The sequence below is a fragment of the Streptomyces sp. NRRL S-495 genome (assembly GCF_000966955.1).
Lineage (GTDB): Bacteria > Actinomycetota > Actinomycetes > Streptomycetales > Streptomycetaceae > Kitasatospora > Kitasatospora purpeofusca.
Window position 1 is genome coordinate 59,286 of sequence record NZ_JZWY01000004.1, and the last position, 13,434, is coordinate 72,719.

Annotated in this window: 12 protein-coding genes; 2 read left to right on the forward strand and 10 right to left on the reverse strand. The window is 73.1% G+C overall.

The window, feature by feature from the left end:
* Nucleotides 1-6: 6 nt before the first annotated feature.
* From VR45_RS00360 to VR45_RS46580, 3 genes are read right to left on the reverse strand one after another with little or no spacing between them, the layout of a single operon-like run.
* Complete coding sequence (locus tag VR45_RS00360; protein ID WP_045937628.1) at nucleotides 7-969, reverse strand: D-glycerate dehydrogenase; 963 nt, start codon at nucleotides 967-969, stop codon at nucleotides 7-9.
* A gap of 25 nt (nucleotides 970-994) precedes the next feature.
* Nucleotides 995-1,177, reverse strand: coding sequence for a hypothetical protein (locus tag VR45_RS00365; protein WP_045937629.1), 183 nt, complete (start codon nucleotides 1,175-1,177; stop codon nucleotides 995-997).
* Nucleotides 1,174-1,356 carry a hypothetical protein gene (locus tag VR45_RS46580; protein WP_159394075.1) on the reverse strand — a complete coding sequence of 61 codons (183 nt, stop codon included), beginning with the start codon at nucleotides 1,354-1,356 and terminating at the stop codon, nucleotides 1,174-1,176. Before VR45_RS46580 ends, VR45_RS00365 begins: the two co-directional genes overlap by 4 nt.
* A gap of 86 nt (nucleotides 1,357-1,442) precedes the next feature.
* Here VR45_RS46580 and VR45_RS00370 point away from each other — a divergent pair, with 86 nt between their 5' ends.
* The gene (locus VR45_RS00370) at nucleotides 1,443-2,537 is read left to right on the forward strand and encodes a serine hydrolase domain-containing protein (protein WP_045937630.1); all 1,095 of its coding nucleotides are present in this window, start codon (nucleotides 1,443-1,445) and stop codon (nucleotides 2,535-2,537) included.
* Nucleotides 2,537-3,313, forward strand: a complete 777-nt coding sequence (locus tag VR45_RS00375; protein ID WP_045937631.1) for a MerR family transcriptional regulator — start codon at nucleotides 2,537-2,539, stop codon at nucleotides 3,311-3,313. The genes VR45_RS00370 and VR45_RS00375 overlap by 1 nt, the downstream gene beginning before the upstream one ends.
* Here the strand turns inward: VR45_RS00375 and VR45_RS47765 are convergent.
* From VR45_RS47765 to pdxH, 7 genes are all read right to left on the reverse strand, one after another.
* A complete protein-coding gene (locus VR45_RS47765; protein WP_199925874.1) occupies nucleotides 3,245-3,703 on the reverse strand; it encodes a Tn3 family transposase in 459 nt (152 codons plus the stop codon). The two genes, VR45_RS00375 and VR45_RS47765, sit on opposite strands and share 69 nt — an antisense overlap.
* Entirely contained in the window at nucleotides 3,627-3,836 is a 210-nt protein-coding gene (locus VR45_RS47770) for a Tn3 family transposase (RefSeq protein WP_078896103.1), read from the reverse strand. Before VR45_RS47770 ends, VR45_RS47765 begins: the two co-directional genes overlap by 77 nt.
* A 153-nt stretch (nucleotides 3,837-3,989) precedes the next feature.
* Nucleotides 3,990-6,287 carry an FxsB family cyclophane-forming radical SAM/SPASM peptide maturase gene (locus VR45_RS00380; protein ID WP_045937632.1) on the reverse strand — a complete coding sequence of 766 codons (2,298 nt, stop codon included), beginning with the start codon at nucleotides 6,285-6,287 and terminating at the stop codon, nucleotides 3,990-3,992.
* Nucleotides 6,288-6,328: 41 nt separating this feature from the next.
* Nucleotides 6,329-6,499, reverse strand: coding sequence for a hypothetical protein (locus VR45_RS46585; RefSeq protein ID WP_159394076.1), 171 nt, complete (start codon nucleotides 6,497-6,499; stop codon nucleotides 6,329-6,331).
* A gap of 51 nt (nucleotides 6,500-6,550) precedes the next feature.
* Complete coding sequence (fxsT, locus tag VR45_RS00385) at nucleotides 6,551-10,651, reverse strand: FxSxx-COOH system tetratricopeptide repeat protein (RefSeq protein WP_045937633.1); 4,101 nt, start codon at nucleotides 10,649-10,651, stop codon at nucleotides 6,551-6,553.
* Nucleotides 10,648-12,234, reverse strand: coding sequence for a TIR-like protein FxsC (locus tag VR45_RS00390; RefSeq protein WP_078896104.1), 1,587 nt, complete (start codon nucleotides 12,232-12,234; stop codon nucleotides 10,648-10,650). The genes fxsT and VR45_RS00390 overlap by 4 nt, the downstream gene beginning before the upstream one ends.
* Nucleotides 12,235-12,448: 214 nt before the next feature.
* A complete protein-coding gene (pdxH, locus tag VR45_RS00395) occupies nucleotides 12,449-13,081 on the reverse strand; it encodes a pyridoxamine 5'-phosphate oxidase (protein ID WP_045937661.1) in 633 nt (210 codons plus the stop codon).
* Between the last annotated feature and the right edge of the window lie 353 nt (nucleotides 13,082-13,434).

Genomic DNA, 13,434 nt, shown 5'->3' on the forward strand with positions numbered 1-13,434 from the left:
CCACTGCTACCGCGCCACCGGGGTGAGCGGGTCCTTCCCGGCGAGGACGGCGAGGACGTTGTCGACGGCGAGGTTGCCCATCGCCTGGCGGGTGCGGACGGTGGCGCTGCCCAGGTGCGGGGCGAGGACGGCGCGGTCCTGGGCGAGCAGGGCGGACGGGACGGCCGGCTCGTGCTCGAAGTTGTCGACGGCGGCGGCGAACAGCGCGCCGGACTCCAGAGCGGCGGCGAGCGCCTCCTCGTCGACGACCCCGGCGGTCATCGCGACCACCACCGCGCCGGGCGGCAGCAGGGCGAGTCGGCGGGCGTCCAGCAGGTGCCGGGTGGCCTCGCTCAGCGGGCAGGTGACCACCAGGACGCTGGAGGTGGAGAGCAGTTGCTCCAGCGGCAGCCACTCGGCGCCGTCGGCCTGCTCGGGCGGCAGCGGGTTGCGGTTGTGGTAGCGGACGGGCATGTCGAAGCCCTTGGCCCGGCGGGCCACCGCCTGCCCGATCCGACCCATCCCGAGCACGCCCAGCTGGGTGCCGGAGAGCTCCAGGCCGAGCATGAAGGTCGGCGCCCAGGCCCACGGCTCACCGGAGCGCAGCAGCCGCTCCCCCTCGCCGAGCCGGCGGGTGGCGGCGAGGAGCAGGGCCCACGCCATGTCGGCGGTGGCGGCGGTCAGTACCCCGGGGGTGTTGGTGACGGTGATGCCGCGCTCGGCGCAGGCCGCCACATCGACGTTGTGGTAGCCGACGGCGTGGTTCGCGACGACCTGGAGGTCGGGACCGGCCGCGTCGAGGAGTTCGGCGTCCACCCGCTCGTCGAGGGTGGTGATCAGGGCCTGCCGGCCGCGGACGGCGGCGAGCAATTCCTCGCGGCCCATCGGCAGTTCGGAGTCGTGCAGGGTGGCCGGGAGCTGCGCGGAGAGGCGCTCGACGACACCGGGCGCGAGACGGCGGGTGACCAGGACCGGAGGCTGCTCGTTCACAGGCCCGGAGTTTACGCGGTGGGGTTTACGCGGTGGCCCCCGCCCGCCCGGCCGGGGCGAGGGCCTGGGTGCCATGGATGACACCTACCGGTCGACCGACCGTGCTGCCCGCCCGGTCGACGCGGTCCCGCAGCGATCGTGTCATCACCTCGCCGATCGCCCCGACCAGCGCCGAGGCAAGGACGAGGAGAGCGACGGCGACGGTCACGCGGCCGAGTCCAGCTCGAACCAGACGAGCTTGCCTCTCTTCTGAAGGTCCGCACCCCAGCGCTGGGTGAGCCCCTCGACCCCGACGCGGGTCAGCGAAGCGGCGGCCAGGATCCGCACTGGGGCCGGGAGTTCCCGCTGCCGGCCACGCCGACTGGAAGCGACCGTGAGCTGGATCACAGTTGAGGTTGACCTTGGGGCAGGGTGGAGGCTCGTCACATCGGCACACGACGCCGACCCGGGCACAACCGATGTGAAGGAGCAACATGTCCACCAACCTTTCCGACCAGGGGCAGGATCGTCCGGAGCTGCAGAAGGCGATCGAGGAGTTGGCAGAGTCCGGTTTCGTAGGGATCCAGCTCCGGGTGAACGACGAAAAGGGCGAGTGGGTTGGCAGCGCCGGTGTGCGCGAGCTGGGCCAGAGCGCCGAGCCGCTGACGAACGGGCACTTCCGCATCGGCAGCAGCACCAAGAACTTCGTCGCCACCTTGGTGCTCATGCTGGTGGCCGAGGGCAGGATCGGCCTGGACGCCCCGGCTGATGACTACCTCCCCGAGTTCGGTCTCGACCGGCGGATCACTGTGCGGATGCTGCTGCAGCACACCAGCGGGATCTTCAACCACACCGGCGAGCTCTACGAGGACGGGACGATCGTGCTGGGGGTCCCCTGGCAGGGCAGGGAGTGGGTGGACAACCGGTTCAAGACCTACCTGCCCGAGGAGCTGGTCCGGCTGTCGTTGTCCAAGCCGACGCGGTTCGCGCCGGGTACGGGCTGGAGCTACGCCAACACCAACTACGTGCTGGCCCGGATGGTGCTCGAGAAGGCTTCCGGCCGTTCGTTCGCCGAGGAGTTGCAGCGGCTGATCCTGGAGCCGCTGGGGATGACCGGCACCGTGGCGCCGGGCGCCTCGCCGGAGATCCCCGAGCCGCACAACCACGGCTACTACCGCTACGAGGACGCCGGGCAGGAGCGGACGATCGATGTCACCCGTCAGAACCCGTCCTGGGTCGGAGCCGGCGGCGACATGATCTCGACCACCAAGGATCTGCACACGTACTTCTCCGCGCTGATGGGCGGCAAGCTCCTGTCGGCCGATCTGTTGGCCGAAATGCGCACGCCGGAGGCGACGGTCGGCTACGGCCTGGGAGTGTTCGCGCAGGAAACGGAGGGCGGCACCGTCTTCCACCACAACGGCGCCACCATGGGCTCGGCGGCGCTGATGTACAGCACCCCGGACGGCAGCAAGTCCCTGACCGCCGGGCTGACCTGGGTGGACGACGCCAACCTGTCGATAGCACCGGCATTCCAGACCGCCCAGCAGCGTTTCGTCGACGCGGTGTTCTGCGGCAAGCTGGCCTGATGAGGAACGGGGTCACCATCGGACACGCGGCGGCGTTCGTCGGCATCACGGTGAAGACGGTGCGGCACTACCACAAGCTCGGCCTGGTCACGGAGCCGGAACGTGACAGCTCCGGCTATCGGCGGTACGGATCCGGCGAGCTGCTGCAGCTGGTACAGGTACGGACGCTGGCTGCCGCGGGCGTGCCGCTGGCCGAGATCGGGGCCATGCTCGGCGCCGGCGCCGAGCAGTTCGGCGCCGCGCTCACCGACATCGAGCGGCAGCTCACTGAACGCATCGATGAGCTGACCGCCCGCCGCGACACCCTGCACCGGCTCGCCGACGGCGACCGGGCCCTGCTGCCCGACCGCGCCTGCGCGATTCTGGACCGGATGCCCGGCCTCGGCTTCAGCCCCGACTACGTGGCCGCGCAACGCGAGGCCCTGGTGCTGGCCCGGGCGCTGGTGCCGGAGGGCTTCGACGGCTTCCTGACCCAGCTTGAACACGGGCTCGACGACCCCGAGTACGTCGACCTGATCAAGCGCGGCCGGGAGGCGGAGACCTGGGAACCGGACGACCCGAGGATCGAAGAACTCGCGACCGCCATGGCCGACCGCTACCTCGCCAACCCCGCGCTGCTCGGGGATCACGCCAGCCTGCGGGCATGGGCCAAGGCTTCGGCCCAGTACAAGCTGATCAACAATCACCGCGAGGACCAGGCACCGATCTCAGCCCGGGTGACCGTGCTCACCGAGGCCAAACTCCGCTCCGCGGGCGTGCCCGTCCCCCACCGATGAGGTCCCTGGTAGTCCTTCATCGTGTCTCCGTCCGTGATCGGCCGCGGTGTCGGCCGGGGTGCGGGGGCGGGGCACAGCGGTGGCCGGCCCCGGGTCGAGGTACTTGTTCATGTCCAGGTGGAAGGTGCCGTAGGGGTTGACGTTGGACCAGAACAGCGCGGTCAGGCCGCGCCGGTCCTCCTCGCTCAGCCTCGATGCCCAGGCCGGTTCGGCCAGGACCTGCTGGACCAGCGGGGTGTTGACGTGGACGAGCGCGGACTGGAGCAGGTGCAGGGCGAGCATCGAGGTCTCGGCGTGCTCCTTGGACCCTCGATCATCGCGGCGACCTCGGACGACGAACAGCTCTTGAGCTGAGAGTAGATGCAGACGTTCTTCCGCTCGACGTGCCATTCGAATCCGATGCACACGCGGTGCCGCGGCCCCACCACGCGGTATCGCGGGCGGCGAAGGTGGCGTTCACCAGCCTCGTCACCGCGGCGCGGAGGTTGTCGACCGTGATGAAGTGCCGGCGGACGTGCCGCAACGCGGCCTCGGGATCCGCGACGACTTGACCAGCAGGGCCTCGCCTCGATCACTCGACCAGACCAACCATGACGCCCAGGACGGGGCAACGGGGCCAGTCCGGCTACCCGCGACCTACTTTGCGCCTGGTGTCCTAGCTAGGACTCCAGGACCGTCACCCCCCGGTGATCCGCAGCCAGGGATCCACCGACGCCCTTGCCCCGTCGGCGAATCGCTTGCCCAACGGGGTCAGCGCTCCGCTGTCAGCCAGCAAATCCACGGCCTCGTCCGTCAGGGCGCGCCAATGGGCGAAGCGGGAACGGGCCGACTCCGGCCCTCCGCAGGCGCGGGTGCCCCAGAATGCCGTCACCGCGAGATGCGCGTACACGGCCTGGAACAGCGAGCCGATCGGCCTCGGTGTCAGGCCGAACGCCTCGAACAGCCTCGTGTCCCCCCGGTCGTACAGCTCCTCCCGGTCCAACACCGCCCCCAGCTTCACGTGCTGGAACTCGTGCACCAACAACAACGCCAACGTCTCCGCACCACGCGGCCGCGCGATCGCGACCGCGCCGAAGGCCTGGCGGGCGGCCGAGCTGACGTCGCGCCCGTCGGCGCGCCGCTGCAACGGTGTGACCGTGCTCAATCCGGCCCACAGGCCGGCCGCGTACTCGGGCAGATCGCGGTCAAGCAGGTCCGCAGCCCCCCGAAAATCCCCGGCCCAATTCAGGTACTCAGCACCGCTCAACCGCTCCTCCACCGGCCACCGGTGCACCCCCCGTTGCGGATCCACGTCCTCCATCGCGATCCCCCTCCCGACCCTGCGAAGCGGCTGCCAGCGCGGGTCACCCGAACCGGCGACCGCGCCGTCATCCACGCGCGCCGTCCAGCCGTCCCGCCCGCCGCTGACCCGCGCCTCCCGCACTCCCCCGCCCAGCACCAGCCGCCCCAGCGTCGGCAGGTGCAGCACCCCGTCCCGGACCGGCACCGCCACGCTGTCCCCCCGACCCGCCCGCACCGCCGCGGCCGCAGCCAGCTCGGCCAGCGTGCCGAGCCCCGCCCCCGGATCGCCGCTCAGCCGCCGCGCCGCCCACGCCCGGACGTACGGGTGGGCGAACACCGCGTCCACAGCCGCCGGTTCGACGGCGTCCAGCTCCGCCAGCAGCTCCCACGCCTCCGAACGCGCCAGCCCCGAGGAGCCGTGCACGGCGGCCAGCATCGTCCGGGTGAGCGCGAGTTGGGACCGGGCCAGCGCACGCACGGTCTCCGGACCGCCCAACCCCACCGCCAGTTCTTCCAGTTGCTCGTCCGTGAGCCCCGGCCCGGCGAGGTCCACCGGCGGCGGGGCGGGCCGTGAGCCGACCCCCGCACGCGCGGCCAGACCGTCGATCAGCGCCCTCAGGTCCGCGCAGTACACCGAGGGACGGTCGAACGACCCGTCCCCGTACCGGTGCGCGTACAGCCCGCCCCCGCAGGACCGCACCACCGGGCAGGCCCGGCACTCCGCGCTCAGCCCGTCCAGGCCCGACTGCCTCGCCGCCATGCCCGGGTGCCCGGCCACCTCGTCGAGGCTGTGCCGGAAGACGTCCATCCCCGTCCCGGGCGCGCCGTCGTACGCCGTCTTCAGGCTGTCCGCCTGCTCGTACGTGCCGTCCGTCTCCAGCACCACCAGGTCCACCGGCTCCAGCCCGAGCGCCTCGCTCAGACCGGGCAGCCCCGACAGCGTCCGGTGCACCGAGTCGAAGGTCCGGACGGCGAACGGGCGGCCGTCCGCCTCCCACTGCTCGTGCACGGTCAGCAGCCAGTCCGCGTACGGCGTCGCACCCGCGCCTGGCGGGCGTTCCGGCGGGCGGTCCCAGGTGGCGTGCGGGAGCAGGAAGTCCACCGCCGGGGGCTCCAGTTCGGCGAGCGCCCGGTACACGGCCACCGGGTCGTTCGCCACGTCGACGGTGCAGAGCAGCCCCGCGTACAGGTGCCGGAACCGCGGGTCGCGCAGCAGCCCGACGGCCCGCAGCACCTGCGGATGACTCGACCGCCCGTTCGCGAACCGGCGGTGCCGGTCGTTGGCGGCCCGGTCGCCGTCCAGCGAGATGCCGACCCGGATGCCCAGCTCGTCGAACAGCTCGCAGTACGCCTCGTCCAGCCGGACGCCGTTGGTGTGCACCCGCAGGTCCAGGTCGCACACCTCGGGCAGCGCCGCCCGCAGCAACCCGGCCGCCCGCCGGAACACCTCCGGCCCGGCCAGCAGCGGCTCACCCCCGTGCAGGACGACCCGGACGACGGTCAGCCCGTGCGCGGCCGTGTGCTCCCCGATCCGCTCTGCGACCCGCGCCAGTACGGCCTCCCCGACGACCCGCGGTCTGGACCGCCAGCCGGTGTCGGCGTGCTCGTACACGTAGCAGTGGTCGCAGGCGAGGTCGCACCGGCTGTGGACCTTCAGGACGAACTGCGTGATCGGCGGCGGATGAGGGCTCATGACCGGACATTTCCAGTATCCGACGCCCACTAATCACTTCGTCAGACAGCTGAATTGAACGAGGCCACCGATCGGGCACCCGCACCCGGCAGGGCCAACTGCAGCTGTCGGGCCAGTTCACCCGGGTCGAGCCTCGCCAAGTCGGCCAGCGCGGGCCGCTCGGCCCCCCGGCAGCCCTGTCCGTCCGGTTCCTTCGCGATCTGCGATTCCATTGATCCGCTCCCTTTCGCTTCCCATGGCTGGAAGGGCGAAGCGACCACCCGTCACACCAGCGGCATCTCGGTCTCCACCTCCAGCCACTCGCCCACCCGGATCGCCTCGGCAAGCGGATGACCTTCGGTCAGGTACGGCAACGCCCTCGCGCGGAAGAGCGTCCGCACCCGCAGTTCGGCCGCCCGCGCCGTCTCGCCGACGGCGGTCAGCGCCAGGACGACATTGGCGGAGGCCGCCAGGACATCGGGGTGGTCCGGGCCGAACCGCTCGGTGAGCAGCATCGCGGCCGCCTCGGCCTGGAACACCGCCTCGGCGTACCTGCCGGTGCGGGCCAGGTCGTTGGCCCGGTTGAGCCGGGCCACCCCGACGTACGGGTGGCGCTCCCCGAGCGCCGCCCACAGGTCGTCCAACACATTCCCGGAGAGCGCCTCGGCCTCCGCGATCTGCCCGGCCCGGCGGAGCGCCACCGCGAAATTGCCCGCCGCCACACGCTCCGCAGGGTGCCCCGCCCCGAGATGGTCTCGGTGGTAGAGGTAGGCCTCCTCGGCGAGCTCGACGGCACGTCCGGTGTCCCCGAGTACGCCCAGCACCGAGGCCAGGCTCGCCGCGGCGGAGGCCGCGCCCGGGTGGTCCGGGCCGTACCGTTCCACCAGCCGCTGGTAGACGTCCTCGGCATCGATCAGCGCGGCCGGGAGACGGCCCAGCCGACGCAGGACGACACTTCGGTACCGGCGGGCGCGCAAGGTCTCGTCGTGCTCCTCCCCGAGTACCTGCCGGCTCCGCCGAACGGCCTTGTCCAGCCGGTCCAGGGCCTCGTCCAGCCGCCCCACCTCGCCCAGTACGTGGCCGTAGACCACGCCGCCGAGGATCGTGTACGGGCTGCGCTTGCCGAAGACCTCCAGCTTCCGCGGGTAGAGCCCCTCATGGATCGCCAGTGCCTCGGCGAAGTCCCCCGTCAGCATGATGGAGACGGCCAGGTTGTTCTCCGCCATCAGGGTGCGCGGATGCTCCGCTCCCAGCACCCGCCTCGCGGCGGCCCTGGTCCCTTCGTCCAGTTCCCGCGCCTCCCGGTAGCGGCCCAGGTGCCGGAGGTCCCCGCCCAGGCTGGTGGCCGCCGGGAAGGTGTCCCGGTGCTCCCGCCCCCGCAGGTCCGTCAGCCGCTCGAACGCGTCCCGGTCGGTTTCGTACGCCTCCCTCACCAACCCCTGGGTGCGCTGGATGTTGCCGAGCTGGACCCGCAGCAACTGGACCTTGACGTCGGCCTCGGCGCCGTGCGAACCGCCCTCGCGCCACCGTGCCAGCACCCGTTCGGCCAGCTCCCGTCCGGCGTCGTGCAGGCTGCGCTGCCACAGGTAGCGGACCGAGTTGACGATCCACTGCCGGACCGCCGGATCGGTGGAGTCGACCGCTCCCGACGGCCAGAGGTGGGGCAGCAGTTCGGCGTAGCGCGACCAGTTGTGCGGCGCGTCCGGGTCGCCGGGGTCGGCGAGCGCCAGCGCGCGGTGCGCCGCGCCGCGGACCCGGACCCGGTCGGCCTCGCCGACCTGCTCGCGCAGCAGGGCCTGGACGATCCGGTGCACGACCAGGGTCCCGGCCGTGTGGTCGTAACGGGCGAGGTTGAACTGGTTGACGGTCCGCAGGATCTCGCCGACCGCGAGCCGCTGGTCGGAGGTGCCCGGGGCGAGCCCGATCGCCTCGATCACCGGTGGGCTGTACAGCAGCGAGATCGGGATGGCCTCAGGCCCGAGGAATCCGCAGACCTCCAGCAACCGGGCGGCCGGGGCGTTGATCCGGCGGAGGTCGGAGCCGGCGATCCGCCAGGTGGCGGCGGTGGCGACCGTGACGGCGGAACCCTCCTCGGCGACGGCGTCCTCCTCCGCCGCCACCGCCACCGGCGCGCCCCGCACCGAGCGGTCGAGGATGTCGGTCAGCGTCTCGTCGAGCAGGTCCGCGTACGTGGCGGCCGGCATCGGCGTCTCCTGGAGCCAGGCGGCGGCCTGGCCGACGGCGAGCGGCAGGTCGCCGAGGAGTTCGGCGATCCGCTCGGCGTCGGCCCGCTCGACCCCGGTGTTGAAGTGCCGGACGAGTTCGACGCTCTCCGCCCGGTCGAACACCTCGACCTCGGTGCGGCCCGGGCGGCGGGCCCAGCGCCGGTCGCGGGAGGTGACCAGGACGTGGCCGCCCGGTCCGGCGGCGGGCAGCCAGGGGTCCAGCAGCTCCGGGTCCTCGGCGTTGTCGAAGAGCAGCAGCCAGCGGTGGTACGGCCGGCCGCTGGCGAGCGCGTCGAGGACGGCGCGGGCCGTCCTGGTGACGTCGCCGTCGGTCTCCAGGCCGAGGCCGGGGGCGAGTTCGGCGAGCTTCTGCGGGATCACCGCGGGCTGCTGGGCCGGGACCCACCACAGCACGTCGTAGCCGGCCGCGAAGCGGTGCGCGTACTCGATCGCGGCCTGGGACTTGCCGACCCCGCCGATGCCGTAGAGCACCTGGACGGGCGCGGCGTCGCTGTCGGCCGTGAAGCCGTCGCGGACGGCCTCCAGCAGGCGCATCCGGCCGGTGAAGGTGGGCAGCCGGGGCGGCAGTTCCTGGACCGAGGGGCGGCCGTCCGGGAACCGGGTGGGGTGCGGCACGGCGGTCTCGCCGGTGCCGCCGGTCTCCATCCAGCGTCCGGCGCCGGGCGCCGGGCCGATCAGCTCGAACAGCTGGGCCTCGGCCTGCTCCGCGGAGCCGAGCGCGAGGTCCAGGGCCCGGTGTCCGGCGAACTGCGGCGGCTCCATGCCCTCCGCACCGCCGATCCGCACGGCGAGCAGGCCGCCGGAGTCGCCGACCGGCGCCTGGCCGGTGAGCCGGCGCCAGATCTCCCGGGCACGCGGCAGGGCGGTGTACTCGGGGGTGAGCAGGGCGAGCAGCCGGCCGTCGCCGTCCAGCGGTCCGGCGGCCTCGGGCAGCGCGCCGCCGTGCGCCGGGCCGGGGTCGAGCGGGACGGCGGCGCTGTGCAGGCTGACCAGGTAGCCGAAGCCGCGCAGGGTCTCGGAGATCCACTCGGCCCACACCCGGTCCTTGGGGGCGTAGCTCACGTGCACCTGGCGGGAGCGGGTGCGGCCGGTGCGCAGATAGGCGGCGTACAGGCGGCGGCGGGCCAGGTCGGGCAGCGGGCGCAGGGTGCTGACCCGGCCGTCGGTGAGCCAGGCGGCCAGCCGTTCGAAGGCGGCGAGCAGGCTGCGGCCCTGCTGCGGCCGGTCGACGATGGTGGCCGGCACCTCCTCGTAGGCGTAGAACGGCTTGTACGGCACCTCGACGTCGCGCCAGTAGTCCGCCCGCCGCTCGGGGCTCAGCCAGCGCTCCAGGTAGGGGTCGAAGGCATCGTGGGCGAGGTCGCGCCCGGCCGCCAGTCCGGCGCGTTCGGCGTCCTCGACCCGCATCGGGACGGGCAGCACGCGGATCTCGCGCTCGTCGGCGTCGACGATGGCGCGGGCCGCGTCGACGCCGCCGCGGATGCTCTGGGCGCCGAGGGTGAAGCAGTCGACGACGGTGTCGGGCATCAGCACGGTGCAGATGCCCGAGGTGTCGCTGACCCCGGTCCTGCTGTCGATCAGCACGTAGTCGTAGCTGCTGGTCCACTGCTCGCGCAGCGCGTACAGGAACTCCGCGCCGCGGATGTCGGCGCGGGTGTAGAAGCTGCGCCAGTTGAAGCTGGTGACGGCGGCCGAGTAGGCGGCGTTCTGCCGGCCGGCGGGCATCAGGTCGAGCTTGCCGCCGTCCGGGAGGTCGAGGGCCAGGCCGCACAGGTACTGCTCCAGCCGGCCGGGCACGGCCAGCCACTCCCGGGGGTCCGGGCCCGGGCCGCGGCGGTCCGGGCCGGGCAGCGCCTCGTCGACGTAGGCCCGGAGCATGTCGATCAGCCCGTCGGTGCCGTGGAGTTCGGGGTCGACCAGCAGCGGGTGGTAGTAGCGGTGCAGGCCCGGGGCCTCCAGGTCCCAGTCCACCACCAGCACGCGCAGGCCCTGACTGGCCAGGATCCAGCCCAGGTTGGCGAGCGCCATGGTGCGGCCGGTGCCGCCCTTGAAGGAGTAGAAGGTGACGACCGTGCCGGTGCCGGGGGTCGCGAGGGCCGCGGACCCGTGGTCCGCGAGGGCGGCGTGCTCAACGCTCATCGGTCCGCTTCTCCTTCACTGGGCGCCCGGTTGGTCAGGGGCACGGTCTCCTCGCGCAGGGCGCCCCTCGGCCCCGGCGCGGCCCCGGCGCCGGCGCCGGCGCCCGCCCCGGAACCGGCCCCCGCTCCGGGGGCGTTCCCCGGGCGTGGGACGGGCGGGCCCGGGGAGACGGGCGGCGCCGGCGGAACGGGCGGCCAGGCCGGGATGGTGAGGCCGGGCATCGGTCGCGGGTCCGGACCGAGCCCGAACTGGGCCCGGGCGGCGACCGGGTCGTCGTCCAGCTGGTCGAGCAGGCGGTTCTGGGCGACGGTCACGGTCGAGAGCAGCTCACGCTCGAATCGTTCCCGCCGGATGTGGATGCGAAAGAGCGGCTCGGGCCCGGACCGGTGCAACCAGGTGCGCGCGAACACCTCGCGCACCCCCTCCCAGAGCCGGGCGCGCGCCGGACCGGCCGGCGGGTCGTCGGTGCTGTCGGGCAGCAGGACGGCGGTGACCGGGTGGTTCTGCCGGTCGAAGTCGCGCAGCGCCTGCCGGAAGGGCTCGGCGCCGGCCGCCCAGGGGTCCACCAGCAGGACGCTGACCTCGTTGTTCTCCCGGGCCCGGTCGAGCGCGTCGGCGAGGTCCGGGCCGACGGTCTCCAGGCTGGTGCTGTGCCCGGCCCGGGTGATCACCTGCTGGGCCTGGACCGCCAACGAGGGCAGCCGGGGCGGGTGGTAGGGCGCCCAGTCGCGGGGGTGCGCCCCGTACCAGCCGCCCTGGTAGGGCCCGTCCGGGCCGCCGACGCCGCCGCCCGCACCGCCGCCCGCGCCGTCGGCCCGCACGCTGTCCGCCTCGGAGCGCTGCGCCGGGAACCGGTCGCCGTTGACCGCGCCGGCCCCGCCGACCACGGCGGGCGGGTCGCCGGCCCGCCGCGCGGCGACGAAGAGCCGGACCAGGCTGCTGCGGGCGGCGACCGGGGCGACCTCCTCCACCGGGAAGCAGCCCTCCACCTGCCCGAGGTCGAGGTCCCGCAGTTCGGCGACCCGCCAGGAGGCGGCCTCCCGGATCCGCTCGGCGATCACCCGCACCACCTTGCGGTACGCCGTGCCCTGCGGGTCGGTCCGCAGCAGGTGGCGCAGCCCGCCGGTGGCGTACTCGGCGCCGAAGTCGTGCTGCATGTACTGGATCCGCCGGACTTCGACGGGCAGGTCCTCGGGCGGCGGCTCCCACAGCACGGGGATGAGGGCCGGGACGCTCTCCCCGGTCTGCTCCTCGTGGCGCCGCGTCCGGTGGTCGAAGGCGGTCCACTCCTTGCCGCAGTAGGGGCTGGCGAAGTAGGCGGGCGAGTAGAGGGCGACCATGGTGCGGCTGGCGCCGAGCATCAGGGAGAGCTGCCGCTCCCAGTCGTCGCCGATCCGCAGCCGTTCGGTGTCCCGGTAGGCCAGTTCGCCCGGACCGGCCTCGGGCTCGATCCGCGCCAGTTCGTCCCGCAGGTCGGTGAAGAACTGGTCGACGAAGGCACCCCCGGCCAGGTGGTCCCGCCGCGCGTAGCTGAAGAAGAAGTACGGCCGCACCCAACAACCCCCCACCGAGCCGGTGAACATCCCCACCTTACTGGCGGGCTGACGCAAGGTCAGCCGGTGGGCGAAGGAAGGTGTAGTGGTGTCGTCACAAGTGCGACCCCGCGGGGTTACGGGCCTGGTCGGGGGCGTACGGGCACGGCCCGGACCGACGCCCGCACGGGCATGCGCGGGGGCACGGCCGGACCCGCCCCGCGGGCACGACCCCGACCGTCCCGCGGGCACGGCCCGGCCGGACTCACGGGCAGAGCCGCTCCACCTGCCAGCCCGCCGGGGCAGCCGGGTCGACGAGGTAGCGCAGCCGGTCGTGCAGCCGGTTCTCCCGCCCCTGCCAGAACTCCACGCTCTCCGGCACCACCCGGTACCCGCCCCAGAACGGCGGCACCGGCACCCCCTCGCCCTCCGGGTAGCGCCGCTCCAGCTCCGCGTAGCGCTGCTCCAGCACCTCGCGCGAGGCGACCGGGCTGGACTGTTCGCTGGCCCAGGCGCCGAGTTGGGAGCCGTGCGGGCGGGTGCGGAAGTAGGCGGCGGTCTCGTCCCGGCCGACCTTCTCCACCCGGCCCTGGACGATCACCTGGCGGGCCAGCGCGACCCACGGGAAGAGCAGCGCGCCGTACGGGTTGACGGCGAGTTCGGCGCCCTTGCGGGAGCCGTAGTTGGTGAAGAAGACGAAGCCGCGGGCGTCGAACCCCTTGAGCAGCACCGTGCGCGAGCTGGGCCGCCCCTCGGCGTCGGCGGTGGAGAGCACCATCGCGTTGGGCTCCGCCACCCCGGCCTCGTCCGCGTCGTGGAACCACCGGGTGAACTGGCCCATCGGCTCGGCGGCGAGGTCCTCCTCGACCAGGCCCTCGTGCGTGTAGTGCTTGCGCATCACGGCGAGGTCCGGCCCGGGTCGGGCCTCGTCGGCCAGGATCCGGGTGGCGGGGGGCAGGGGCGTCGACTGGGCGCGGTCCGGGGTCTGCACGTCAACATCATCCCGTACGACAAGCAACCGGCACCGCTACCTCCGGACAAACCCCGGTGGGAGATAAGGTGACTCGCCACCGCTTGGCCGCCCGTCGTACGGTGATTTGTCCCGAACCGCACCCTTGGTTCCGGAGATTTGCCGGGCACGACCGGCCCTCGGGCGAAAAGTCAAGCGGGCCCTCGGGAAACATCACCATGGTGGTGTATGGCGCAATGCACCCCGTGCCTGTCACCCTGGCACCGAGTGCCAACCACCAT

Bases quoted from the DNA above. Each gene is read 5' to 3' on its own strand.
- VR45_RS00390 (WP_078896104.1), bottom strand. From the start codon at position 12,234: ATGTTCACCGGCTCGGTGGGGGGTTGTTGGGTGCGGCCGTACTTCTTC.
- VR45_RS46585 (WP_159394076.1), bottom strand. From the start codon at position 6,499: ATGGAATCGCAGATCGCGAAGGAACCGGACGGACAGGGCTGCCGGGGG.
- VR45_RS00370 (WP_045937630.1), top strand. From the start codon at position 1,443: ATGTCCACCAACCTTTCCGACCAGGGGCAGGATCGTCCGGAGCTGCAG.
- VR45_RS47765 (WP_199925874.1), bottom strand. From the start codon at position 3,703: ATGGCACGTCGAGCGGAAGAACGTCTGCATCTACTCTCAGCTCAAGAG.
- fxsT (WP_045937633.1), bottom strand. From the start codon at position 10,651: ATGAGCGTTGAGCACGCCGCCCTCGCGGACCACGGGTCCGCGGCCCTC.
- VR45_RS00375 (WP_045937631.1), top strand. From the start codon at position 2,537: ATGAGGAACGGGGTCACCATCGGACACGCGGCGGCGTTCGTCGGCATC.
- VR45_RS00380 (WP_045937632.1), bottom strand. From the start codon at position 6,287: ATGAGCCCTCATCCGCCGCCGATCACGCAGTTCGTCCTGAAGGTCCAC.
- pdxH (WP_045937661.1), bottom strand. From the start codon at position 13,081: ATGCGCAAGCACTACACGCACGAGGGCCTGGTCGAGGAGGACCTCGCC.